This window comes from Cohaesibacter sp. ES.047, from assembly GCF_900215505.1.
Taxonomy (GTDB): domain Bacteria; phylum Pseudomonadota; class Alphaproteobacteria; order Rhizobiales; family Cohaesibacteraceae; genus Cohaesibacter.
In genome coordinates this window covers 4,785,000-4,810,448 of the sequence record NZ_LT907844.1, presented here as the reverse complement: position 1 = coordinate 4,810,448, position 25,449 = coordinate 4,785,000, and the positions used below count along the sequence as shown (strand labels likewise).

The following is a 25,449-nucleotide window of genomic DNA, read 5'->3' as shown; positions in this document are numbered from 1 at the left end:
CTTATGTCCTTGTTGGAAATCCGTAATCTCACGGTCGAATTCGAAACAGCCACCGGTCCGTTTCAGGCCCTCAAAGGGGTCGACTACAGGGTCGAGAAGGGCGAAGTTCTCGCCATCGTTGGCGAGTCCGGTTCGGGCAAGTCGGTGGCCATGCTGGCGACCATGGGCCTGTTGCCGGACACGGCAACGGTCAAGGCCGACCTCATGCAGTTTGATGGTCGTGACCTTCAGACCCTGTCTGCCAAGGAACGCCGGCAGGTGATCGGGAAAGACATCTCGATGATCTTTCAGGAGCCGATTGCCAGCCTCAATCCGTGCTTCACGGTGGGCTTCCAGATTGGCGAAGTGCTCAAGACACATCTGGGCCTCACAGGCAGGGATGTGAAGACACGGACGCTCGAGCTGTTCGAGGCGGTGGGCATTCCCACGCCTGAGAAGCGGCTTAACAGTTTTCCCCATCAGATGTCCGGTGGCCAGTGCCAGCGCATCATGATCGCCATGGCGATTGCCTGCCAGCCTCAGTTGCTTATCGCCGATGAGCCGACTACGGCGCTCGATGTGACAATCCAGAAGCAGATCCTTGATCTCTTGATGGACATCCAGTCGCGCAGTGACATGGCCCTGATCATGATCACCCACGACATGGGTGTTGTCGCAGAAACCGCTGATCGGGTGGTGGTGCAGTATAATGGCGAGCAGATGGAAGAATCCGGCGTGCTTGAGCTTTTTGAAAGTCCCAAGCATCCCTATACCAAGGCGCTCCTGTCTGCTCTTCCCGAACGGGCAGATGGCGACAGGTTGCCAACGGTGAGTGACTTTGCCAGCTCCTACAGCAAAGAGGATACAGTGGCCTCATGAGTGTTGAAACCAATCCGATTATGCAGGTGCGTGGCATCACACGGGACTATATCACCAAGAGCGGCATGTTCGGCCGTGTTGAAACCGTGCGTGCGCTCAAGGGGATCGATTTTGATCTCATCAAGGGCGAGACACTGGCACTTGTTGGGGAATCCGGCTGCGGCAAGTCGACCCTAGCGCGCATTCTTACGCTGATCGATGCCCAGACGTCGGGCGAGTTGAAAATCGAAGGCCATTCGATTGACATCTCCAAAAAGAAGATCGGTTCCGAGTTGCGCCGAACCATCCAGATTGTGTTCCAGAACCCTTATGGCTCGCTTAATCCGCGCCAGAAGGTCGGGGCGGTTCTTGAAGAACCGCTGCTGATCAACAATCCGGAAATGCCATCGGCGGAACGTCGGCGACGCGCGATGGACATGCTGCAGAAAGTGGGGTTGGCTCCGGAGCATTTCGGGCGCTATCCGCATATGTTTTCGGGCGGCCAGCGTCAGCGCATTGCCATCGGTCGTGCCCTGATGTTGAACCCGGATATCCTTGTGCTGGATGAGCCGGTGTCGGCGCTCGATCTGTCGATTCAGGCTCAGATCCTCAACCTGCTGAAGGATTTGCAGGACGAGTTCAATCTCTCCTATCTGTTCATTTCCCACGATCTCAGTGTGGTTAAGTATCTCGCGGATCGGGTGATGGTGATGTATTTCGGTGAGATCGTCGAAAGCGGAACGCGCGAAGAGGTGTTCAACAATCCACAGCATGACTACACCAAGACCCTGCTTGCGGCGACGCCGCAGACGAGCATCGAGAAGATCAGGGCGCGGGTGACTGAAGGCAAGAAATCCGCCTGACTTGGTGTCAGTTCAACCCAAGTCCAGTCTGAGAATAGGACAAAGCCTAAACAAGCCCGTCGAGCGAATGGCTCGGCGGGCTTTGCTGTTTGTTGAATAAAACCTGTGATAGGCGCGCATCAGATCGGGGTGACGAGCGGTTCCTGCCTGTCTTGCTCATCGTCCTTCGGCGTTTCGCTGTCACTCGCCGGTGGTTCAGCAGCCTGATTTTGGACTTCGGGGTCATCTGCTGGCCCGTCTTCCATCACGTCTTCAGGCGCAGTCTCAGGCGTGTTTTCAGGCGTCTTCTCCGATGGAGCCCCTAATGTCTCATCCGTCTCGTCCTCAACCGCATCTTCCTCTTCGGGCTCAGGTTCCTCGATTTCGAGATAGATGATATCTTCCGCTGCAAGGAAGGCCGGTTCGGCACTGGTTTGCTCTTGCTTGATCTTGTCGTCTGTTTCCGTGGCAAAGGCCGCGATACGCTCATTGAGTTCATCGAAAATGAACAGCGGGGCGTGGCCCTGATCCTTCACTTCAAAAAGCTCGCAATCCGGATGACGGGCCAGCATTTCTGAAGCCGTGGATGGCGACAGCAAATCGGAATTCTCTCCCCGGATCACCAGAACGGGACAACGGGAGAGGGCGATGAATTGTGGCCATGCGGCGGGCAAGGGTTGGCTGAGATCGAGCGAGCCTAGGCTGTCGGCGATTGCCTTGTCGAAGTCGCTTGTGGGTTTGCCCTTTTCGTCCCGGAACGTCATCTGTGCGAAAAGCTCCCATTGCTCTTCACTGAGGTTTTTGAACTGGTTGAAGTTGGCCGTCTTCATGTAGGACAGGGCATCATCCCAATCACTCACCGGTTTTGACATGGTGAGATAGGATTTGATGCGCGCAATGCCGGTTGCGTCAATCACCGGGCCGACATCATTGAGCACCGCGCTGGCGATGATGCCGGGGCGCAGGGCTGCGATGGCCATGGTCAGCAGGCCGCCACGGGAGGTGCCTATGAAGATCGCCTTTTCCAGACCGGCCGCCGTCAACGCATGGATGGCATCGTTTGCCTCGATCAGGACGGTATAATTCTCGGGGTCTTTGTCATAATCGGACGGCCCGCGGCCCCGGCTGTTAAGGATCATGACGAAGCGAGGATTATCCGGGTCTCCGGCGAGACGTTCGGCAAGCGGATGGAAGTCGCGGCTGTTGCGCGTGAGGCCCGGAAGGCAAAAGATGGGGGTTGACGGCCACGACCGGTCGCCAAAAACTTCTCCGCGTAGAACGAGGCCGTCAAAGGTCGTGATTTCGAAGCGTCTGACAGGATAGTCCATCAGCATGTCCCATGGTTTGGCATCGGCCATCGATCAAAAAACGGCATGATGGTCTGGTAGCCCTTGTCGTCTTTTGTCTCTCATATCCACTATGTTTTCAGTCTTAGCGCGTCTTTGGCGACCTGCCAAGCTGGTGCAGCCTGCTCTTTGGTCGACTAGGATTCGATCTTTGCATCAAGGATGACCGCGCTTGAGATCTGCACTGATATCGAGCCCCTTGCCGTGGATGCGGGCTTCATAGACCTGCAGATTTTCGATCAGCTTCATGACATAGTCGCGGGTTTCGGTGAAGGGGATCCGCTCCACCCAGTCAATCGCGCTCACCTCATTGGTTCGGGGGTCTCCGAAGCGCTCAATCCACTGGGGCGGGCGCCCCGGACCGGCGTTGTAGCCAGCAAAGGTGAGGATGAGAGACCCGTTGAAGGTTTCGAGATTTTTCTTCAGGAAGGCACTGCCCAACAGCACCGCATATTTTGGATCGCGGGTCAGCCTGGATTTTGAATATTTCACGCCCAGACTGCGAGCCGTCCGCTTTGCCGTGGCGGGGAGCATCTGCATGAGGCCGCGCGCGTTCGCGTGGCTCACGGCTCCGATGTTGAAGACGCTTTCCTGTTTGGTCAGTGCATAGATCAGGGCAATATCAATGCCGTTGGTTTTGACACCGCGCGGGATGACGTTGAGCGGGAACGCCATCTTCTGGGCCGGCATGTGGCGATTGAGGGCGATCTGTCCGATCTGCACGGCTTCCTGATGCTGGCCATAGCTCTGTGCCATCTGATGCAGAAGGAGGACTTCTGATGGATTGTCGAGCGTTCTGGCAAGATGACGGAAAATCGGACCCGCGCGATCTTCATGACCAACCGCTTTCAGGCGCTTGATGGCCTTGACGAGTTCACGACCATTGAAGCGGGTCTTGGTGCCAGCATCGGCTGCAGGCGGATTGGACAAGTGCATCTGTGTCTGTCCGATTTCCTCCATTGCAAGCTGGCCATAATAGACAGTCGGGTTAGCAGCCGCCTTGTAGAATTTCTCGGCGACCTTGCGGTCTCCGGCTGTCTCCCATGCACGACCCTGCCAGTAGAGCCCGCGCGACTTGTCGCGATCGCGGGAGGCCACTTTCCAGCTTCTTTCGAAATGGATGGCAGCCGTCTTGTGATCATGCAGGTAGCGCAAGGCGAAGAAGCCGGCGTGGAATTCGGCCTCGGACTTGTTCTTGCTCGATTGGGCCGTATGGCGGGCCGCAATGAGATAGGCGCGCCTGGCATCGCCCTTGTTGAGCATGATGCGGGACATGAGCCTGCGTTCAATCCACCATTCGCGGTGATTGATCAGCTTTTCGACAGCGCGAGGGGCATTGATCATGACGTCGGCTGCGGCGGTCTCATTGCCCTTCCTGCGCAAATACTGGATGCGCGAGAAGACATAGCCGGGATCCGAGCGAAGGCTCTTGGGAACCGCCTTGAGCTTTGCACTGGCCGATTTCTGTTGGCGGATCACTGCGGTGCGCGCCTCGACATATTTGCGCTGATCAGCGGTCAGATATTTGTTCAACCGGTTCGCGCCTGTCGCTCTCTCATGGTAGAGCAGGAAGCTGGCGCGTTGGAAGTGATCGTTGTTGGTCAATAGCGAGCGCATGGCTGACAGGATTTTCCGCTCGGTTTTTGCATTCAGTTTTTCACTGCGCCAGATGGGCCGAATGATCCGCGCGGCCTGTTTTTTGTTGCCAACCATGGCTTGTGAGATGGCGACCTCGATTGCGGCTGTGGTCGATTTGGGGATCGTGTTGCCAAAGGCTCCGGCCAGCGGTTTTCCCGTTCTGACCTGACGGGCGACTGCTTCCTCGATTCTGCGGGCCGTCAGGCTGCGGCTCGGCCAGTTGGTTTTCTGATCATAGAAGCGCTTGATTTCCGAGGCCGGGAAATTGCGATAGGCACCAATGGTCAGTATGTAGGTCAGGATCGAGCGATCAAGCGAGGGCTTCATGCCCTTGTAAATAGCAACGGCTTCGTTGGATTTGTATTTATCGAGCGCATCAAGGGCCTGCTTCAGCGTGCCTCTCTTGGCATCGATATCGTTTGTGGTTTTGATCACCTTGGGCAGTGCGACCGTGGCGGGTGCTACGGTGGCCGTGATTGCAGTGAGTGGAGGTAGGCCCGGCTTGGCTTGGGGCAGGGCTGTGACAATCGCTGCGCCGCTCGTCGGTGTCACCGAATGGGTATCGATGATTTGCTCGACGCTTTGTGGCACGAGTTGAACCGGGGCAGGGGTCACTGCTGGGGCCGCAATCGGAACGGCAGCCGGACGCGCCTTTGGCAAAGGCATCGTCTCGGCCTGCGCGGAGGCGTCGCAGGCACCAAATACGATGGCCAGAATGAGGCTTGCTGCGGCTGTTCTATTAATGGATTTGCACATATCAGCTTGAAATTCTGTTGGTTTCCCGGTTTATCTCTCTTTGAGACATCAATCTTGCAGAATTATGATGAACAAATCCCTTCGGGATGGAATGATTCCCATTGTTGCATTGAGCGCTGTTCTGTGATGTTATGCACTCATGAAATCGGCAATTTGCTGGATATGTCGTATATTTCGGCAATTTGCTGGACTGAAATAACAAAATGTCAAGAATAATGGCGGGAAAACCCATAACCCGCTCAAAGTGAGGAAACACGGATATGTTCAAGGGATCTTGCACCGCTCTGATCACACCTTTTCGAGAGGGCGCTGTGGACTACAAGGCCTTTGAGTCTTTTGTAGACTGGCAGATCACCGAAGGAACCCACGGGCTGGTTCCTGTCGGCACAACGGGGGAATCCCCAACACTCAGCCATGATGAGCACAAGAAGGTCGTCGAGGCTTGCGTGTCTGTTGCCAACAAGCGTGTTCCCGTTCTGGCCGGTGCCGGTTCAAACAACACCGCCGAGGCCATTGATCTGGCAAAGTTTGCCGAAGGGGTTGGCGCTGATGGTGTGCTCGTTGTTACGCCCTATTACAACAAGCCATCGCAGGAAGGCCTCTATCAGCATTTCAAGGCGATTGCCGCTTCGGTTTCCATCCCGATTGTGATCTACAACATTCCGCCCCGTTCGGTGATCGACATGAGCGTTCAAACCATGAAGCGCCTGTTCGATGATTGCGACAATATCATCGGTGTGAAGGACGCGACTGCGGATCTGACACGGGTGACGCGTCAGCGGCTCGAAATTGGCAAGGACTTCGTGCAGTTGTCCGGCGAGGATCCGACCGCGCTTGGCTATAACGCGCAAGGCGGCCATGGCTGTATTTCGGTGTCGTCCAACGTTGCACCAAAGCTGTGTTCACAGTTCCAGACTGCCTGCATGGACGGCAACTGGGACAAGGCACTTGAGCTTCATGACATGCTATTTCCGCTGCATCGTGCGATGTTCCTTGAGCCAAGTCCTGCAGGGGCGAAATATGCCTTGTCGGTGCTCGGCAAGATTCAAAACGAGATCCGCTTGCCGCTGGTTCAAGCAACAGATCCGGTGAAAGCCAAGATCGAAGCTGCAATGAAGGTTGCAGGTCTGATCTAAAGCGCTTATCTGTTGGGCATGGCACAGAAAAAGAAAAAAAGCGATCCGAATAATCGTACCGTGGCGGAGAACCGGAAGGCGCGTCACAACTACGAGGTTGGCGATGTTTTGGAAGCGGGCCTACAATTGACAGGCACCGAAGTCAAAAGCTTGCGCCTTGGCAAGGCCAACATCGCTGAATCCTATGCGTCGGACGAAAATGGCGAGATTGTCCTGATCAATTCCCACATTCCGGAATATACTCAGGGCAATCGCTTCAATCACGAGCCGCTCCGGCCACGCAAGCTGCTTTTGCACAAGCGCGAAATCGACAAGCTGAAACAGGCTGTCCAGCGAGAAGGCATGACCATCGTGCCTTTAAAGCTCTATTTCAACGACAAGGGCATCGCCAAGCTCGCCATTGCTGTTGCCAAGGGCAAGAAGGATTATGACAAACGCCAGGATGCCAAAAAGCGTGACTGGCAGCGCGACAAGGCGCGTCTGCTGCGGGAGCGTGGGTGAGCGTTTGCATTTCCAACGGCACCTTTGCCGCTCTGTCGCGGTGGCAAAGTCATCGTCCCCTTAAAGGAGGGGAAAACCCGAATTTGGGGGTTCAAATTCTGACTGTGCCTCTATAAAGATGACACTCCAATGACGCGGGGTGGAGCAGCCCGGTAGCTCGTCAGGCTCATAACCTGAAGGTCGTAGGTTCGAATCCTACCCCCGCAACCAATCTTCCCTACATTTTGTATGAATGATAGCTACTTGATTTGGTCAAGCATTCGCTCGCTATGCGTGATGGTGCAGTGGTTCTTGGTCGCGGTATCGGTCGCTCCTGATCAGCGCTGCGACGGCTTCCATCCCCGTGAGGGCGATTCCGCCGGCTTGTGGCAGGCAGCTGCGGTTTCATCGGCAATTGGTTCGGGCACAGGCGCCGACAGGTTCGCTGGCACGCAGGCATATTCGGCAGACCCACCACCACTCATCACGTAATCGCCAAAGATGCGTTGCCCGACTTCGAAACCGGTCACGCCAGCCCCGATCTTGTCAATCGTTCCGATACTATTCGACCCCTGAAGCTTGATGTGAGGAGGCTGCCGCCTTGGCCTTGCGAAAGAGATTTGTGTCGAATAAGCGTTAATGCTTAAATGTGCTTCCGATATTTTGTCGCTGCGACACCTTCAAGGCGCTCTAGTCCGGGAGGGATCGGCACATATTGCAAGCCAAGCGTGGAGAGAGGTAAAGACCCATGCCCAAACAGATCGTCGGCGGTGGCCACAAGAAAGTCCTCTACACGCTCAATACCATGCGCCAGATCGGTGTGGTGAAATCGGCCAAGGCTCTGACCAGCAAGAATACCTGCAAATCCTGTGCGCTTGGCATGGGGGGGCAAGCCGGCGGTATGGTCAACGAGATTGGCGAATACCCGGCTGTCTGCAACAAAAGTGTTCAGGCCCAATCGACGGATATTCAGCCTCCCATTCCGGATGCCCTGTTTGACAAGCACACCATTGCTGATCTGCGGGAGCTTACGGGCAAGGAAATGGAGACCCTTGGTCGCCTGAATACCCCGCTCTACAAGGCAAGGGACGCTGAGGGGTTTTCAAGACTGGAGTGGGATGATGCCTTGCAGATCGTTGCCGACAGGCTGAAAGCGACCGAGCCTGACCGATCCTTTTTCTACTCCTCCGGTCGGTCATCCAACGAGGCTGCGTTTTTGTTCCAGCTCATCGCCCGGATGTACGGCACCAACAATGTGACCAACTGCTCCTATTTCTGTCATCAGGCCACTGGCATGGCGCTGGGGGCCACCATCGGCACCGGAACCTCCACCGTTGAGCTGGCGGACCTCACCGGCGCTGATTTGATCTTTGTGATCGGTGCGAATCCGGCATCGAACCATCCACGTTTCATCCACAAGCTGCTCGAGTGCCGCAAGCGGGGCGGCCATGTGGTGGTGATCAACCCGGCGAAGGAACCGGGCCTCGTGCGCTTTGCCTCGCCCAAGAGCGCCCGCGCCATGATGACCGGGGGGCGTGATGTCGCCTCCCACTATCTCCAGCCGAAAATCGGCTCTGATATGGCGCTGTTCAAGGGCATTGCGAAGGCGATCATCGAGGCGGGTGATCTCGATGAAGCCTTCATTGATAGCCACACCATCGGGTTCGAGGCTTTCCTTAACGACATTAAAGCCATCTCATGGGATGAAATTACCCAAACAAGCGGCGTTCAGCGGGACAAGATCGAAGAGGCTGCCCGCATTTATGGCGCCTCAAAATCGGCGGTCTTCTCGTGGGGCATGGGCATGACCCATCATCTCCATGGCGTGGAGAATATCGAATATATTTCCGCCCTTGCCCTGATGCGCGGCATGGTGGGGCGGCCCAATGCCGGTCTACTCCCCTTGCGCGGCCATTCCAATGTGCAAGGGGTTGGCACCATTGGCGTCAAGCCGGTCTTGCCGGAAGAGGTGCTGTCCCGTCTGGAAGAGGCCTTTGGCATCCAACTGCCAGCAGCCAAGGGACTTGATACCATGGCCTCTTTGGCTGCTGCGCGTGACGGGTTGATTGATAGCGCCGTGATCATGGGGGGCAATCTCTATTCAGCCACGCCAGATACCGCTTGGGCGCGGGAAGCCCTGGAGCTGATCGGGTTCAAGCTGTTCATGACCACCACCCTTAATCAGGGCCATGTGCATGGTCTTGGAAGCGGGGAGGTGCTGATCCTGCCGGTCACGGCCCGGGATGAAGAGTGGGAGCCGACCACACAGGAGAGCATGTTTAACTTCGTGCGCCTGTCTGATGGCGGCATCCATCGTCTCGACAAGGTTCGCCCGGAATCCGTGATCCTGTCCGATCTGGCATCGCGCCTTCTGGGGGATGATGTGATAGACTTCAAGGTGTTTGGCAAGCATCAGGAACTGCGCAAAGCCATCGCGCAAGTGGTGCCCGGTATGGAAGATCTGGCCACAATTGATGTCGCCAAGCGCGAATTTCACATTCGCAACCGGATCATCCATAGCCCGGACTTCAAGACCAAGGACGGCAAGGCCCATTTTGTCACCCATCCGTTGCCGGAGGCTGGAGACAAGCCTTTCGTTCTGTCCACGATGCGCAGTGAGGGGCAATATAATTCCATCGTTTATGAAGAGACGGACAGCTATCGCGGCACCAAGACCCGATGGTCCATCCTGATGAATGCAGAGGACATGAAAAGACTCGGCATCGAGCCCGAAGCCAAGGCGGATGTGACATCACCCAACGGCAAGATGGAAGGGGTGACCGTCTATGCCTTCGGATTGCCGCAAGGATCCATTCTGGCCTATTACCCGGAAGCCAATGTGTTGACCGACACAAAGGTGGATCCGCGCAGCCGGACACCTGCCTTCAAATCCGTTGATGTCGATGTTGCCATCGCGGGCGCGGTGGGGCCGAGGTAACGGCCTCTGGTCGTGGCGATGGCCCTATTTATGAAATACAGGGGCGCTGGCCATGTTTGCTTGAGCGAGGTCAGAGTGGCTTTATCCACTCCTTGCGGAAATAGCTGTTGCAATGCGATGGCTTAGCTTCTATGGGTGTGCAGCGTTAAGCGCGCAAGTGACAAGCAGGGATACGGTCAAAGCCTTTCCCGCACCCAATCTCACAGATTGTCGGTCTCTTGAAATGGCACGGACACGGTGCCATATAAGTGCTATGTTGCTTTGGCAATATAGGACACGCTTTGGCGCGGGGTGGAGCAGCCCGGTAGCTCGTCAGGCTCATAACCTGAAGGTCGTAGGTTCGAATCCTACCCCCGCAACCAACGCTCCTTCGCATTCGATTGAATGTGAAGTTGAGCAGATGTGAAGATCCCGAAAGCGAAGTTGCTCTCCCACGAGACGAAATTTTCTTTTCTCCATTCTTGCTCTGTCGATCTTGGTTATCGTTGCCGGTCGTCAGGCCTTTATCTTCGTTTCCAGTGCGCGGTACTGCGATGGGGTCATGCCCCATTTGGATTTCATCGTGCGCGAGAAATGGGCGACATCGCAAAAGCCGCAGGCGATGGCGATTTCCAAGATGGGTTCATTGGTTGTCCTGAGCCATACGAGGGCACGTTCCAGCCGGAGCGTCAAATAGATTGTGTGCGGTGTTTCCTTGACATCTGCCAGAAACCGGCGCTCCAGAGTACGCCTTCCGATGCCGATCTCCTTGGCCATATCATCAATGGTTTTGGGTAGTTCGATATTCTGCTGCATGCGCAGGATGGCACGTTTTACCAGCGGATCTTTTGCCTTGTTTGAGGAAAAGGTTGCTGGCTGCGGTCTCTCGCCGCTCATCGCATCGTCGATCATCATGATGTTGAGGCTTTTGATGGCTGCGGCCTGTCCTATGTGGCGCTGGACCAGAAAGGCGGCGAGATGAGCCGTGCCGTGGCCTCCCGAGCAGGTCAGGCGATTGCGGTCGACCACGAAGATCTGGTCAGACACCGGCTCTTCGGTTTCAAAGCGATCAATGAATTCCTGATGATGAAACCAACTGACGCAGGTTTTGTAGCCTTGAAGAAGCCCCGCTTCCTGCAAGATGAAAACACCGGTGCACAGGCCAACGAGTGAGGTGCCTTCGGTGGCGACCCGCTTGAGATAGGCGATGCTTTCGGCGCTGAGAGCGGCCCGCTCGCCCATCAATCCTCCGACAACGACGACATAGTCATAGTGGCCCGCATTCCTCAGCCGTGTGTCTGGCCGGATGGAGACGCCGCAGCTGGATTTGATCAAGGACATGTCGTCGGACAGGACTGCCCATTCGCAGTGTATCTGGCGGGATTTGTCGGCGTCGTCGGCAGCGAGGCGCAGAACATCAACGAAATTTGCGAAAGCCGACAGAGTGAACCGGTCGGACAACAGAAAGGCAACGCGCAATTGTTTGCGGTTTGAGGGCTCATTTGTCGGCATGGCGCAATTTTACAAATCATGTGACGGAAATATTCCTGCGCACAGCCCATCATACTTTCAACCTGTCGTCCAGACACGAATATTAGGCGGTGTGTATGATGACGCGCTTCAATGCATTTTCTTTGATAAAAAATACTCTTTCCGGACACAAGAACTGGCCCGAGCAATGGCCCGAAAGCCAACCGAAGAGCGAATATGATGTGATCATCATCGGCGCTGGCGGGCATGGTTTGGGCGCGGCCTATTATCTGGCCAAGGAGCATGGCATCACAAACATTGCTGTGATCGACAAGGGCTGGCTCGGTGGTGGCAATACGGGCAGAAACACGACGATCATCCGCTCGAACTATCTCTATGACGAAAGTGCGCGGATCTATGATCACGCCCTCGATCTGTGGGAAGGGCTCAGTCAGGACCTCAATTACAATGTAATGTATTCAAACCGCGGCGTGCTGATGCTCGCCCACACGGTGCATGATGTGCAGAGCTTCAAACGTCACATTCATGCCAATCGCCTTAATGGCGTCGACAACCAGTGGCTCACCCCTGAAGAAGCCAAGGAGTTCTGCCCGCCCCTCAGCATTTCGCCAAACGCCCGCTATCCGGTGATGGGGGCGGCCTTGCAGAAGCGAGCGGGGACGGCTCGCCACGATGCTGTTGCCTGGGGCTATGCCCGGGCTGCGGCTGCTCGCGGTGTTGAAATCATCGAGAATTGCGCGGTCAATGCCATTCGCCGCAATCCCGATGGCTCTGTTGCGGGTGTTGATACCTCGAAGGGCTTCATCAAGGCCAAGAAGATCGCCGTTTCTGCGGCTGGCAACTCCAGCGTTGTGATGGACACCGCACATGTTCGCATGCCGCTCGAGAGCTATCCGCTTCAGGCGCTGATTTCCGAACCGGTCAAGCCCATCTTCCCCTGCGTGGTGATGTCGAACGCTGTTCACGCCTACATTAGCCAGTCGGACAAGGGCGAGCTCGTCATCGGGTCGGGGACGGACCAATATACTTCTTATTCCCAGCGTGGCGGTCTTCCGCTGATCGAGCATACGGTCGCTGCCATTACCGAAATCTTCCCGATTTTCAATCGTATGCGGATGCTGCGCAAATGGGGTGGCACGGTCGATGTGACGCCTGATCGGTCAGCCATTCTGGGCAAGACCCCGGTCAAGGGCCTTTATGTCAACTGCGGCTGGGGCACAGGCGGCTTCAAGGCCACGCCGGGCGCGGCCCACACCCTTGCCTGGACTGTCGCCAAGGACGAGCCGCATCCGATTAACGCCCCTTTCAACCTTGAGCGTTTCCGCTCCGGCCGCCTGATTGACGAAGCCGCTGCCGCCGCCGTTGCCCACTAAGGATCTCGCCATGCTTTTGATTCATTGCCCCTATTGCGAGGAAACCCTCCCCGAAGCCGAATTCACCTATGCCGGTGAAGCCCATATTGCCCGCCCTGCCGATCCAGACAGCCAGACCGACGAGGAATGGGAAGCCTTCCTGTTTATTCGTAGCAATGCGCGCGGGGCGCATGCGGAAAGATGGCGGCATTTCCATGGCTGCGGCCGCTTTTTCAACGCGGTGAGAAATACGGTGACCGATCGCTTCCTTGCCACCTACAAGGCAGGCGAGGCCCGGCCAGAGCTTGAACCCACGAAGGAAGACGGACAATGAGCGACTTTCGTGTTTCCGGCGCAGGGCGCGTTGATCCGTCCAATCCGGTGTCTTTCACCTTTGACGGCAAATCCTATCGTGGTGCAAAGGGCGACACCATTGCCTCAGCGCTGCTTGCCAATGGCGTTCATCTGATCGGGCGTTCTTACAAGTACAATCGCCCGCGCGGCCCCGTCACGGCAGGGTCGGAAGAGCCGAACGCGCTGGTCGGGACGAGCCGGGGCAAAGGGCGTTATGAGCCCAATTCCCATGCCACGATGCATGAAATCTGGAATGGGCTCGAAGTCACCTCCCAGAATAAAGGCCCGAGCCTGAAGTTTCACGTCGGTGCGATCAATGATTTCGCCTTCATGTTCTTCTCCGCCGGTTTCTACTACAAGACCTTCATGTGGCCGCGGGTGCTCTGGGACAGGCTCTATGAGCCCTTCATCCGCAATGCCGCGGGACTGGGCACCTCGCCGAGCGAGGAAGACCCCGATCATTACGCTTCGCGCTATATGCATTGCGATGTGTTGATCGTCGGGGCCGGGCCTTCGGGACTGGCGGCTGCGCGCGCGGCGGCGGTGGATGGCCTCAAGGTCGTTGTGGTTGACGAACATTCGGAAGTGGGTGGTTCGCTACTGTCCGAGCCGCAGGCGGTGATCAATGGCAAGCCCGCATGGGACTGGTTGGAAGCAGAAGTCACCGAGCTTAAAGCGCTGGGCGTGAAGATCATGCCGCACACCACGGCCATCGGCTATTATCATCAGAACATGATCGGCCTGTGCCAGAAGGTGAGCGATCATCTGGAGCATGTGCCCGATGGCATGCCGCGTGAGCGCCTCTGGCGGGTTCGTGCCAAGCAAGTCGTACTGGCACAGGGGGCCATTGAGAAACCACTGGTCTTTCATTGCAATGATCGACCGGGCGTCATGCTGGCCGGGTCGGTACAAACCTATCTCAACCGCTATGGCGTCAAGGTCGGCAACAGGCCATTGGTGATCACCAGCCATGACAGTGCTTGGTTCGCTGCCTTTGATCTGCATGATGCCGGGGCCAAAGTTCAGGCGATTGTCGATGTCCGCGAGGATGTTCGAGGCGATCTTGTGGCCGAGGCAAACCGTCGGAGCATCCCGGTCAAACTATCCCACACGGTCAGCGAAACCGCAGGCCGGTTGCGCATCAAGCGCGTTCGCATCAATCCGGTGAAGGGCGGCTCGGTCGGGGCGGGGGAATGGATCGCTTGCGATGTGCTTTTGATGTCGGGTGGCTGGACGCCATCGCTGCATCTGTTCTCGCACACCAAGGGCACGCTCACTTGGGATGATGATCGCACGACCTTCTTGCCCAATGAAACGCCGGAGGATTGTGTTATCACCGGCGCAAGCCGCGGCCTTTGGGGGCTTCAGGATGCCATGACCGACGGCATGCTCGCAGGGCAGAAAGTCGCGTTTCTGCTTGGCAAGGATGCAGAAGCGCTGGACTATGTCATTGGGAATGATCGGATCGGGAGTGGCGTTTCTCTTAAGGAGTTGCCGACCGACAAGAATGCAGGCAAGGCAAAGGCCTTTGTCGATTTCCAGAGCGATGTTACCGCCAAGGATTTGCGCCTCGCCGTGCGTGAGGGCATGCGCTCCATCGAACATGTCAAACGCTACACAACCAACGGCATGGGCGCAGATCAGGGCAAGATGTCCAATATCAACGGCCTCAACATCACCGCTGATGCTCTGAGCCGCAAGCAGCCGAAGGTGGGGCTGACGACGTTCCGTCCCCCGTTCACGCCCATTACCTTCGGCACGCTTGCTGGTTATCATAGTGGCGAGCATTTCGAGGTGACCCGCAAGACCCAGATTGATGGCTGGGCCGAGGAAAATGGTGCCGTTTTCGAACCGGTCGGTCAGTGGCGCAGGGCGCGGTATTTCCCTCGTGCCGGGGAAGATATGGACACTGCGGTGCGCCGCGAATGTGTGGCAACGCGCAAGAGCCTTGGGATTTTCGACGCGTCCACTTTGGGCAAGATCGAAGTTGTCGGTCCCGATGCTGTTGAATTCATGAACCGGATCTACACCAACCCATGGACCAAGCTTGGCGTTGGTCGCTGCCGCTATGGCCTGTTGCTGGGGGATGATGGCTATATCCGCGATGATGGCGTGATTGGTCGTCTTGCCGAGGACCGCTTCCATGTCACAACGACGACCGGCGGGGCCGCACGCGTGTTGAACCACATGGAGGACTTCCTCCAGACCGAATGGCCGGATCTCAATGTTTGGCTGACCTCGACCACGGAGCAATGGTCGACCATTGCGCTGAATGGTCCCAATGCAGCCAAGCTGCTGGCACCGCTCGTGGAAGGGGTTGAGCTGAGCGATGAGGCCTTCCCGCATATGTCTTGTGTGGATTGCACCGTGGCCGGAATGCCTGCGCGTCTGTTCCGGGTCAGCTTTACCGGTGAAATTGGCTTTGAGGTCAATGTGCCCGCTCCGATGGGACGCGCCATGTGGGAGATCCTCTGGGCTGAGGGGCAACAGTATAACATCATGCCCTATGGCACGGAGACCATGCATGTGCTCAGGGCCGAGAAGGGCTATATCATCGTCGGTCAGGATACCGACGGCACAGTCACGCCTTACGATGCGGGCATGGGCTGGGCCGTTGGCAAGAAGAAGCCAGACTTTGTTGGCAAGCGCGGTCTGGCGCGGCCTGATCTGGTGGCGGAGGGACGCAAACAGCTCGTTGGACTTCTTTCCAGTGATCTGTCGAAGCTGGAGGAGGGGGCGCAGATCGTCCTTGATCCCAAGCAGCCTGTCCCGATGACAATGGTCGGTCACGTGACGTCTTCCTATCATTCGGACACCGTTGGGCAGCCGATTGCTCTGGCCTTGGTGGAAAATGGTCACAACAAGCTTGGCGAGACGGTCTATATCCCGATGCCGGATCGCACCATCGAAGCCAGAGTTGCCGAGACGGTTTTCGTCGATCCTGAAAATTCCAGATTGAAAATCTGACTGGAGGTCATGATGAACGCACCAATTTCTTCTATCACGCCCGGTGTTCTGGCCTCCAGCCACGCGGCAGAGGTGACGCTCGCGGCTCCCTGTGGGCGCCTCTCCATTCGGGCGCGGGGTGATGTTGCACCCTTCAGTGCAGCACTCGGTCTGAGCCTGCCGGGCAAGATCGGCAGCATCGCATCCAACGGCGAGACCAGAGCCATCTGCTTGGGGCCTGACGAGTGGGCCCTGCACATGGCAAGTGATGCCGTGCCCACGATCATTGAGGCTTTTGCGGGGCTCTATGCTGAGAATCCGCACAGTCTGGTGGATATTTCGGGGCGAGAGATCAGTCTCTTGATCTCCGGTCCACAAGCGACGGACTTGCTGACGATCGGTACCCCGCGCGACATTGCCTCGATCCCAGTGGGGGAGGGGCGTAGAACCTTGTTTGACTGTGCAACGGTTGTTTTGTGGCGTTCGTCGGAGACGCGCTTTCAGATGGATATCTGGAACAGCTTTGCACCTCATCTCATTGGTCTGCTTAAGACCGGGTGCGCGGAGTTCGCCCTTACGGCCTGATATGCGACTCTTTTGTTGTTGATCCCGGTCCATCAGTGACCGGGCCTCCTCTTTGTTCCGATCTGCGACCGGCCAAATGGGCGGATGTGGTCTTGAAATGTCCTGATTTGGCGTGACAGTGTGCGCCAGATTCTATAAGACGACTGCAACGGGTTTGCATGTATGCGTCTTGCTACGGACTGAGAGATTAAGATGAAGATCGTTGTTGCTGGCATCGGCTATGTTGGGTTGTCCAACGCTATCCTTTTTGCGCAGAACCACGAGGTGGTTGCCGTTGATATTGATCAGGCCAAGGTGGATCTGGTCAATGAGCGCAAAAGCCCGATTATCGATGAGGAGATTGAGGATTATCTCGGCAACAAGCCGCTCAATCTCTCGGCGACAACCGATATCGGTCAGGCCTGTTCGGACGCCGATTTCGTCATTGTTGCGACGCCAACGAATTACGATCCCGATACCAACTATTTCAACACGTCTTCGGTCGAGGCGGTCATTCGCTCTGTTGTCGGCGTCAATCCTGATGCAATCATCGTGATCAAGTCGACGATCCCGGTCGGCTTTGTCGAGCGCGTGCGCGTCGAGCTGGGCAGCACTCAGGTTGTGTTTTCGCCCGAGTTCCTGCGTGAAGGCCACGCGCTTTACGACAATCTCTACCCATCGCGCATCATTGTCGGGGAGCGCTCGACCCGGGCAGAGACTTTCGCCAATCTGTTGCTGGAAGGGGCCATCAAAAAGGACGTTCCGGTTCTTTTTACCGACCCGTCCGAGGCTGAGGCAATCAAACTGTTCGCCAACACCTATCTTGCCATGCGTGTTGCCTATTTCAACGAACTTGACAGCTATGCCATGGCCAATGGCATGAACTCGCGCCAGATCGTTGAAGGAGTGGGGCTCGATCCCCGTATTGGTGATCACTACAACAATCCGTCCTTTGGCTACGGTGGCTATTGCCTGCCCAAGGATACCAAGCAGTTGCTGGCCAACTATTCGCAAGTGCCGCAGAACCTCATTCATGCCATCGTCGAGGCCAACACCACGCGCAAGGATTTCATTGCGGATCAGATTATTGCCCGCCAGCCGCGCACGGTCGGGGTCTACCGTCTGGTGATGAAAGCCAATTCGGACAATTTCCGCAGTTCCTCCATTCAGGGGATCATGAAGCGCATCAAGGCCAAGGGTATTGAAGTGATCGTCTATGAGCCCTCCTTCAAGGAGGACAGCTTCTTCAATTCCGACGTTGTCGGCGACCTTGAGACGTTCAAGAATCGGTCCGATATCATCATCGCCAACCGGATGGCCCGCGAGATCGAAGACGTGACCGACAAGGTCTTCACCAGAGACCTGTTCGGGTCAGATTAACGAGTAACGTATGCCCACTGCACTTGTAACCGGTTCTGCCGGTTTCATCGGCTATCATGTCAGTCGCAAGCTCCTTGCCGAAGGATGGACTGTCATCGGCCTTGATTGTCATTCCGATTATTATGATGTCTCTCTCAAGCAGCGCCGCGAGGCGATGCTCAAGCAGTCGCCGTCGTTTCGGGTGGTCAATGAGGCGCTGGAAACGCCGGATGTGCTGATGTCACTGTTCCGCGATGAGCGGCCCGATCTGGTCATCCATCTGGCAGCGCAGGCCGGTGTGCGCTATTCCATCGAAAATCCGCGCTCCTATCTCGACAGCAATCTCATCGGCACATTCGAGCTGCTTGAGGCAGCAAGGGCTTTCCCGCCTAAGCACATGCTGATGGCGTCCTCCTCCTCGGTTTATGGGGCCAACAGTGTGATGCCGTACGTCGAGACGGTGAAAACCGATCACCAGATGTCTTTTTACGCGGCGACCAAAAAGTCTTCAGAGCTGATGGCGCATTCCTATGCGCATCTCTATGACCTGCCGACGACCATGTTCCGCTTCTTTACCGTTTACGGTCCCTGGGGGCGGCCCGACATGGCGCTGTTCAAATTCACCAAGGCGATTCTGGAAGATCAGCCGATCGATGTCTATAACTTCGGCGACATGAAACGCGACTTTACCTATATCGACGATCTGGTGCAGGCCATCTGGATGTTGGTTGATGTCGCGCCGGAGCGCCCGGTGGATGGTTTGGTGGACGAGGGCGACACGCTGTCGCCTGTTGCGCCGTTCCGGGTGGTCAATATCGGCAATGCCAATCCGGTGCAGCTGACGGACTTCATCGCGGCTATCGAAGCCGCTCTGGGCAAGAAGGCCATTCGCAACCTCATGCCCATGCAGGCCGGGGATGTGCCTGCGACCTGGACCGATGTCAGCCTGTTGCAGTCACTGACTGGCTATGCGCCCAAGACGGCGGTGCCTGAGGGGGTTCGAAAATTCGTCGACTGGTATCGCGACTATTTCAACGCTTAGCTCTGTTTGGTTTCCATCTCGCCGTTGGGAATGGAGACAAAATCCCTTGAACCATCCGAACCGACGATGAGAGCCGTCAGGGAACCACCGTGCACGGCGCCGGTGTCGATGCCTGTTGCATGAGGGAAGAGGGCAGGGCCGTCACGAAAGGGATTGTGCCCGAAAACGATATGCCCGAAGCGCCCGTCATAGCGTTCTGCCCAGAAGGGGTCGCCGTCTTTCTCCTTGCCACGTGTGATGAACTCGCCGGTCTTTTGATCGATGAAGCGCGTGTAGAGAATCTTGCGAAAGGAATTGCGGGCCTTGCCCTTGAGGGCTTTTGCCTCCTCGACTGTCTGAGGTAGCGTTTGCATGTCGCTGGTCACCCCTGCGTGCAGGACAAGAATGTCGTGTTCAGGAATCCGGTAGAAGGGCAGGGCCGGTTCAAGGAAGCGCGCATCTTCATCGGACAGGGCGGCATGAAGCTGAACGAGCGCGCGATGGCTTTGGGCCTGCTCCCGTGCAACGGACGGACGCTGCGTGAGGTTGCGCCGATATCTCAGATAGACTTCCTCGTGATTGCCTTCGACCAATATGGTTCGAAAGGGAGCTGCCCTGACCAGTTGACGCACCCGGCGAACAACGCCAGCCGGATCCGGCCCCTTGTCGACCAGATCGCCAACAAAGATCACAGTATCCTCGGGACGTGGTGCTACCTCTTCGAGCAGGTGATTGAGCATGTCGAGCATGCCATGTACGTCACCGATGAAAATATGCCGACTGGTCATGAGATCTTTCTGCTGGGCTTTCTTATGGGTCTCAGTCTATCGCATTCCCTGCGCTGGCAGGCAAGGCCTTCCCTATCTGCGCATGGCTCTCTTGCTTGAAAATGGCGGCATTGTCGCATTCCTTATTTTGAGATTAATACCGACCGCCTCCTATGGCCGACTTTGCCTGCTATGAGTTGTGGTGGGTTGCAATTCCTGTTGAAAACAATCTTTGATTTACTTTGATTCATCCAATTTCCCGCCTGATCGCCGTAAATCCTGAGCTGAAGGAGCCGATTAAGTGGCCAGAAATCTTTGCCTGTTGTGATGGTCTCAACAAAGCACAGGAGCGGATAATGATGAAATATCTGGTGGCGTTCAGCGTCCTTTTGGCATCTGGCCTCATGGCTCATGCCAGTTCGGAAGACAATGTAATCGAGCTTATGAATCAGGCTGATATGGATGGGAATACCGTTGAGCTTTTGGTGACGGGATCGAACAACGGACTGCATATCAACCAGACGCTGGCGAGTGGCGCTGTCGATGGCAATATCATGAATATTTCCATCAACGGCGATTTTAACGGCGGCCCGCTTGGTGCGCGTTTTTCGGGTGCCTTGGCGGCCAGTGGTCTGGAGCCGGGCCATCTGACCCAAATCGGTTTCAACAACCGTATGGACATTGATGTTGATGGATCCAACAACTTGTTCTCGTTCTTGCAGAATGGATCAGGCAACTCGATTGATGCCAGCATTCAGGGCACTGGCAATCAGGCCGCCATTCAGCAATATGGCCAGAACAATCATGTCAGCATGAGCCAGGTCGGTAGCGGCAACATGATCGCCATTTCTCAGCGGTCCTTCTAACCACTCCGCTAGCCCCTCACTTTTGCATCAATTTCGCTTCACAAGGACTGCTGTTATTGCACAGCAGTCCTTTTTTGTGTCCGGTTGCCTGTCTCGAAGAGACGGAGGTCGGGCGGGAGCGCGCAGTCTTTGGCCAGATTTTCATGAATATCAAAGCGCTTTGGTTTGTGTTTTGTTGGTTCCATCCGCATTTGCGATGTTGAGTTGGTGTGATCCATTCAAGCGCCTTAAGGGTGAAAAATTATATATTTCATATGGTTGCATGCATTCATCTCGCGGTATGACCTGCAAGGTTGCGGTGCTTTGATTTGCCTGAAGCCGCTAAGCTGTCTCTGTGGTTGGCGTGGTATGTTGGGTCGCGCTTAAGTTTCCTGCGGCAAAAACTCTCTGTTTTGCTCGTTTTTATTTCCGATATTATATAACAAAGACAGTGTCTTATGTTTCTTTTCCGCGCTTCCTTGGGGTGTGATGGTGTGTTCAATTGCGTATAAGTGCGAAAATTCTAAGCGCTTTGGCTAGGCAGTGGCGTGAATGTATGATAGGGACGACAAGAGACAAGAAGCGTCCATCTGATGCGCAGCGCCGAAGGTTTGGTGCGTGCGCGTGGGTTTGGTGATCGCACAGGTAAGGGGGGAGCTTCCCATGAAGTACGGCTATTTCGATGATGATGCGCGGGAATATGTGATCACTCGTCCCGACACACCGTTGCCATGGATAAACTACATCGGCTGTCAAAGCTACTTCGGCATCCTCTCGGCCACCGGTGGTGGCTATTCCTACTATCGCGATGCGCGCCTTCGCCGGTTGACCCGGGGGCGCTACAACAATGTGCCGACCGATTTCGGTGGTCGTTATATCTATCTTCGCGACAATGCGGACGGCGATTTCTGGTCGCCAAGCTGGATGCCGACCCAATCCGAGCTTGAGGACTACACCTGTCGCCATGGCATGGGATACTCGACCATCTCGTCCAAACGCAATGGTATTCGCTCTTCGACCCGCTATTTTGTGCCGCTCGATGAAACTCTTGAGATCTGGCAGGTGACGGTGACCAACGAACGCCAGTTCCCGGCCGATGTGTCACTGTTTTCCTCGGTGGAATTCTGCCTGTGGGAAGCGCTTGATGATGCCACCAACTTTCAGCGCAATCTGTCGACCGGGCAGGTGGAAGTCGAAGACGGCGTCATCTATCACAAGACCGAGTATCGCGAGCGCCGCAATCATTTTGCCTATTTTGCCTGTTCCGAAGAGATTGAGGGCTTTGACACCCAGCGTGAGGATTTTCTCGGGGCTTGGCGCGGATGGGACAAGCCGCTTGCTGTTACAGAAGGCCGGTCGCGCAACTCCATCGCCCACGGCTGGTCGCCAATGGGATCGCATCAGGTGTCTATCAAGCTGATGCCGGGTGAAAGCCGTCAGGTGATCTTTGTGCTCGGCTATCATGAGAATGACAAGGACGACAAATTCGATCCGCCGGGCTCCCAGACCCTCAACAAGCGCACCGTCAAGCCGCTGATTTCGAAATATTGCGATATCAATGCGGTGGAAGAGGCATTCGCAGCCCTCGGTAAGCATTGGGATGCTTTGCTCAATGTCTATCAGGTGTCCAGTCCGGATGAACATGCCAACCGCATGGTCAATATCTGGAACGCCTATCAGTGCATGGCGACCTTCAACATGTCGCGCTCGGCGTCGTCGTTCGAATCCGGCATCGGGCGTGGGCTCGGGTTCCGCGATTCCAACCAGGACCTGCTCGGCTTCGTGCATATGGTGCCATCGCGAGCGCGGGAGCGGATCCTTGATATTGCGGCGACACAGCTCGCCTCTGGCGGGGCCTATCACCAGTATCAGCCGCTGACCAAAAAGGGCAACAATGATATCGGCGGTGACTTTAACGACGATCCGCATTGGTTGATCATTGGCGTTGCTGCCTATCTCAAAGAGACCGGCGATTTTGCCATTCTTGATGAACCGGTGATGTTCGATTGTGAACCGGGAACCGAAGAGCCGCTATATGAGCATCTAAAGCGCTCGATTCAATATGCTCTTGAACGCAAGGGGCCGCATGGTCTGCCCTTGATTGGTCGGGCTGACTGGAATGACTGCCTCAACCTCAATTGCTTCTCGGATACGCCGGGGGAGAGCTTCCAGACCACGACCGGCAAGGATGGCAAGGTCGCTGAATCTGTCTTCATTGCCGGATTGATGGTGCTCTCTGCCAAGGAGCTGGCCGACATCGCCAAGGTTGCTGGCCGTGATGAGGATGCCACTTTCTACACCCGTGTTTCATCCGACATGAAGCAGACGATCCTTGAACATGGCTGGGATGGTGACTGGTTCTTGAGAGCCTATGATGACTATGGCCATAAGGTGGGTAGCCACGAGAATAAAGAAGGTAAGATCTTCATCGAGTCTCAAGGCTTCTGCGTGCTGGCCGGGGTTGGGCTTGAAGATGGCAAGGCCGAGGCTGCGCTTGAGTCTGTCGCCAAGCATCTGGCGACACCGCACGGCATCGTGTTGCAGCAGCCGGCCTTCTCTGACTATGTCATCGAGTATGGTGAGATCTCGACCTATCCGCCGGGCTACAAGGAAAATGCCGGTATTTTCTGCCACAACAACCCATGGGTTAGCATCGGCGAAGCAATGCTGGGCAATGGCGACCGGGCGTTTGACTATTACACTCGCATTTGCCCGTCTGCGCGTGAGGGCATATCCGATGTGCATCGTCTGGAGCCCTATGTCTATGCTCAGATGATCGCCGGTCGGGATGCCCCGACACATGGGGAGGCGAAGAACTCCTGGCTGACCGGTACGGCTGCATGGAACTATTACACCATCACCCAGTGGATCTTCGGCATCCGGCCAGACTATTCCGGCCTGCGGATTGCGCCGCGCATTCCTGAGCGCTGGACTGGCTTCACCGTGTCTCGCACCTTCCGGGGGGTGACCTACCACATTGCCGTTAGCCGCAAAGGACCGGGCAATTCGGTCGCTCTGTCTGTCGATGGTGTTGCTGTTGATGGTGAAATTGTACCCCCGCCCTCAAATGGCGCGCCTTCGGTTCGGGTTGAGGCAGTCATCGGTTGACTTGATCTGACAAGAAAAGGGGTGAGAGTCCCCTCTTGATATATCTCTCACCCTTGGAAAGCATCTCTTGCAGATCTGATTTGCAGGAGATGCTTTCTTTTTATAACCCGGCTTTAGTGCTGTCGCCGGCCCGCCGGCCTTGGCTTGAGGTGGTCACGTTTGCTGCGCGGGCTTTTGTCTGTTGCGATAAAGCGTGAGCAGCGGATGGCCCAGTGCAGCCAGCAAGATCAGGCTTCCGCCCATGAAGGTTGCCTGATTGGGCACTTCGGCAAAGACCAGCCACATGATGGCTGGGGCAATGGCAACCTTGACCTGTGAGATGAGGCTAACCTCAGGAGCGGGCATCAATCTGGTCGCCATGGCCATCAGCATGCGCCCGACCGGCGCGCTGAACAGGCCCATGATCATCATGATCAGAATGCCGCGGGTGTCGAAATCGCCGGTCTCAATGAAAAAGGATGCAAACAGAGCGATAAAGAAGCCACCAGCGGCAACGGCGAGCGAGCGGCTGAGTTTGGGATATTTGCGATAGACCACAAAATTCAGGGACACTGCCATCGTGCAGATCACCGCCAGGATATCGCCGGTTACGCCATCGGACGCCAGTGACCCTTGGACAATGATATACATGCCGCCAATGGATAAAAGTGTTGCCAAAGCGGTCTGGGTGGTGATGCGTTCCTGCAGGAGGATCCAACTGAAGAGGGCCGAGAAGAAGGGGGACAGACTCATGATCAACAGCACGTTGGCGACAGTCGTGTTCTGTACCGCAAGGACGAAGGCCGTGCCACTCACGCCCATGATGGCGCCGGACAGGATCAGGATCGGGCCACTGGCCTTGACGGCAGCAACGAGTGGACCCTCGCGCCAGCGCGTCAGTGACGTCATGGAGACGAGTGAAAAGAAGCCAAACAAAAAGGATGGCGCGAAGCCGTGAAGGCCGGAAAGGCGAATGAATACCGCATCAAGGCTCATCAGGGCTGACGCTACGAGAAGGTATGCGAGACCTTTTTCGTGAAATGACATGAAACAGACTACCAGGTTGATATTTTAGATTTTTCAAATATAATACTGATCAGTATGATTTTCAATCGCTACCGGACAGCAATGAAACGAATTGAACAACAACAGGTAAAGACCCGCCAGATCCTCGCCGCGGCAGAAAGGCTTTTTCTCGAGCACGGCTATGTCGGAACGACAATGGACGCTGTGGCAGAAGAAGCCGCTGTCACCAAGCAGACGGTCTATCGCTATTTCCCGTCAAAGGCAGATCTGGTTATCGCTCTGATCGAGGGCGACGATGATGGTGCGAGAACTTTTGCTTTTGGGGATGGTGGGGCCGGACAGGAGCTTGAGCGGTATGGCGTGGCTTTTCTCTCCGAGCATATGACGCCGCACAATCTTGGATTCTTTCGCATGATGATGACGGAGGCTCGGGATCATGGCGAGCTTGGGGAGATTTTTCGCACACGCGCGCAGCCATCCTGGCGCGATGGGCTGGTGCGCTTTCTGAGCGATCATCTGGATCGCCCGGTTGATCCGGCGATGGCAGATCTTTTCAATTCGATGCTGTTGTCGCAGCGCACCGCAATTTTAATGGGCAATCGCCCGCCGATGTCAGCGGAGGAGATCGCTTCGCATGTCGCCTTGGTGGTCGGGGTGTTTCTTCATGGGGCAGGGATGCGATGAA

The 25,449-nt window shown here is 56.0% G+C and carries 20 protein-coding genes and 2 tRNA genes; 16 read left to right on the top strand and 6 right to left on the bottom strand.

The genetic code is table 11. From position 1 onward, the window contains the following. Positions 1-3: 3 nt before the first annotated feature. Together CPH65_RS22285 and CPH65_RS22280 are read left to right on the top strand one after the other, a co-directional pair. Entirely contained in the window at positions 4-858 is an 855-nt protein-coding gene (locus CPH65_RS22285) for an ABC transporter ATP-binding protein (RefSeq protein ID WP_096175906.1), read from the top strand. Beyond that, entirely contained in the window at positions 855-1,700 is an 846-nt protein-coding gene (locus tag CPH65_RS22280) for an ABC transporter ATP-binding protein (protein WP_096175905.1), read from the top strand. The genes CPH65_RS22285 and CPH65_RS22280 overlap by 4 nt, the downstream gene beginning before the upstream one ends. A 119-nt stretch (positions 1,701-1,819) precedes the next feature. Here the strand turns inward: CPH65_RS22280 and CPH65_RS22275 are convergent, their stop codons facing one another. Together CPH65_RS22275 and CPH65_RS22270 are read right to left on the bottom strand one after the other, a co-directional pair. Then, positions 1,820-3,037: an alpha/beta fold hydrolase gene (locus CPH65_RS22275; RefSeq protein WP_096175904.1), complete on the bottom strand. Its 1,218-nt coding sequence runs from the start codon at positions 3,035-3,037 to the stop codon at positions 1,820-1,822. Between the two features lie 144 nt (positions 3,038-3,181). Then, positions 3,182-5,419 (bottom strand): lytic transglycosylase domain-containing protein, encoded by a 2,238-nt coding sequence (locus CPH65_RS22270; RefSeq protein ID WP_096175903.1) that lies wholly within the window; start codon positions 5,417-5,419, stop codon positions 3,182-3,184. A gap of 260 nt (positions 5,420-5,679) precedes the next feature. On the opposite strand from CPH65_RS22270, the gene dapA reads away from it, so the two are divergent. The 3 genes from dapA (at position 5,680) to CPH65_RS22255 (ending at position 7,266) form a co-directional block, all read left to right on the top strand. Then, on the top strand, positions 5,680-6,555 hold the full coding sequence (gene dapA / locus CPH65_RS22265) for a 4-hydroxy-tetrahydrodipicolinate synthase (RefSeq protein WP_096175902.1): 876 nt from the start codon (positions 5,680-5,682) through the stop codon (positions 6,553-6,555). 18 nt (positions 6,556-6,573) lie between these two features. Next, positions 6,574-7,056, top strand: coding sequence for an SsrA-binding protein SmpB (smpB, locus tag CPH65_RS22260; RefSeq protein WP_096176569.1), 483 nt, complete (start codon positions 6,574-6,576; stop codon positions 7,054-7,056). A gap of 133 nt (positions 7,057-7,189) precedes the next feature. Continuing rightward, positions 7,190-7,266, top strand: a tRNA-Met gene (locus tag CPH65_RS22255). Positions 7,267-7,373: 107 nt separating this feature from the next. On the opposite strand, the gene CPH65_RS22250 is transcribed toward CPH65_RS22255, so the two are convergent. After that, entirely contained in the window at positions 7,374-7,655 is a 282-nt protein-coding gene (locus tag CPH65_RS22250; RefSeq protein WP_371359467.1) for an alcohol dehydrogenase catalytic domain-containing protein, read from the bottom strand. Between the two features lie 128 nt (positions 7,656-7,783). On the opposite strand from CPH65_RS22250, the gene CPH65_RS22245 reads away from it, so the two are divergent. Together CPH65_RS22245 and CPH65_RS22240 are read left to right on the top strand one after the other, a co-directional pair. Further along, the gene (locus CPH65_RS22245; RefSeq protein ID WP_096175900.1) at positions 7,784-9,973 is read left to right on the top strand and encodes an FdhF/YdeP family oxidoreductase; all 2,190 of its coding nucleotides are present in this window, start codon (positions 7,784-7,786) and stop codon (positions 9,971-9,973) included. A 285-nt stretch (positions 9,974-10,258) separates the two neighbouring features. Then, positions 10,259-10,335, top strand: a tRNA-Met gene (locus CPH65_RS22240). A gap of 133 nt (positions 10,336-10,468) precedes the next feature. On the opposite strand, the gene CPH65_RS22235 is transcribed toward CPH65_RS22240, so the two are convergent. Next, positions 10,469-11,464, bottom strand: a complete 996-nt coding sequence (locus tag CPH65_RS22235; protein ID WP_096175899.1) for a GlxA family transcriptional regulator — start codon at positions 11,462-11,464, stop codon at positions 10,469-10,471. A 98-nt stretch (positions 11,465-11,562) separates the two neighbouring features. Here CPH65_RS22235 and CPH65_RS22230 point away from each other — a divergent pair, with 98 nt between their 5' ends. The 6 genes from CPH65_RS22230 (at position 11,563) to CPH65_RS22205 (ending at position 19,060) form a co-directional block, all read left to right on the top strand. Further along, on the top strand, positions 11,563-12,816 hold the full coding sequence (locus CPH65_RS22230) for a sarcosine oxidase subunit beta family protein (RefSeq protein WP_096176568.1): 1,254 nt from the start codon (positions 11,563-11,565) through the stop codon (positions 12,814-12,816). Between the two features lie 10 nt (positions 12,817-12,826). Next, a complete protein-coding gene (locus CPH65_RS22225) occupies positions 12,827-13,129 on the top strand; it encodes a sarcosine oxidase subunit delta (RefSeq protein ID WP_096175898.1) in 303 nt (100 codons plus the stop codon). Then, complete coding sequence (locus tag CPH65_RS22220) at positions 13,126-16,116, top strand: sarcosine oxidase subunit alpha (RefSeq protein ID WP_096175897.1); 2,991 nt, start codon at positions 13,126-13,128, stop codon at positions 16,114-16,116. Before CPH65_RS22225 ends, CPH65_RS22220 begins: the two co-directional genes overlap by 4 nt. 12 nt (positions 16,117-16,128) lie before the next feature. Then, positions 16,129-16,680 (top strand): sarcosine oxidase subunit gamma, encoded by a 552-nt coding sequence (locus tag CPH65_RS22215; protein ID WP_096176567.1) that lies wholly within the window; start codon positions 16,129-16,131, stop codon positions 16,678-16,680. 192 nt (positions 16,681-16,872) lie between these two features. Then, on the top strand, positions 16,873-18,039 hold the full coding sequence (locus tag CPH65_RS22210; RefSeq protein ID WP_096175896.1) for a nucleotide sugar dehydrogenase: 1,167 nt from the start codon (positions 16,873-16,875) through the stop codon (positions 18,037-18,039). A gap of 10 nt (positions 18,040-18,049) precedes the next feature. Next, a complete protein-coding gene (locus CPH65_RS22205) occupies positions 18,050-19,060 on the top strand; it encodes an NAD-dependent epimerase/dehydratase family protein (protein WP_096175895.1) in 1,011 nt (336 codons plus the stop codon). Here the strand turns inward: CPH65_RS22205 and CPH65_RS22200 are convergent. Continuing rightward, the gene (locus CPH65_RS22200; RefSeq protein ID WP_096175894.1) at positions 19,057-19,827 is read right to left on the bottom strand and encodes a metallophosphoesterase family protein; all 771 of its coding nucleotides are present in this window, start codon (positions 19,825-19,827) and stop codon (positions 19,057-19,059) included. The two genes, CPH65_RS22205 and CPH65_RS22200, sit on opposite strands and share 4 nt — an antisense overlap. A 335-nt stretch (positions 19,828-20,162) precedes the next feature. Between CPH65_RS22200 and CPH65_RS22195 the strand changes: the two genes are divergently transcribed. Both CPH65_RS22195 and CPH65_RS22190 read left to right on the top strand, forming a co-directional pair. Next, positions 20,163-20,672, top strand: coding sequence for a hypothetical protein (locus CPH65_RS22195; RefSeq protein ID WP_157747860.1), 510 nt, complete (start codon positions 20,163-20,165; stop codon positions 20,670-20,672). Positions 20,673-21,314: 642 nt separating this feature from the next. Next, positions 21,315-23,759 carry a GH36-type glycosyl hydrolase domain-containing protein gene (locus tag CPH65_RS22190; protein WP_096175892.1) on the top strand — a complete coding sequence of 815 codons (2,445 nt, stop codon included), beginning with the start codon at positions 21,315-21,317 and terminating at the stop codon, positions 23,757-23,759. Positions 23,760-23,912: 153 nt separating this feature from the next. Here the strand turns inward: CPH65_RS22190 and CPH65_RS22185 are convergent, their stop codons facing one another. Then, positions 23,913-24,785, bottom strand: coding sequence for a DMT family transporter (locus tag CPH65_RS22185; protein ID WP_096175891.1), 873 nt, complete (start codon positions 24,783-24,785; stop codon positions 23,913-23,915). A gap of 81 nt (positions 24,786-24,866) precedes the next feature. Between CPH65_RS22185 and CPH65_RS22180 the strand changes: the two genes are divergently transcribed. Continuing rightward, a complete protein-coding gene (locus CPH65_RS22180; protein WP_157747859.1) occupies positions 24,867-25,448 on the top strand; it encodes a TetR/AcrR family transcriptional regulator in 582 nt (193 codons plus the stop codon). Position 25,449 lies beyond the last annotated feature (1 nt).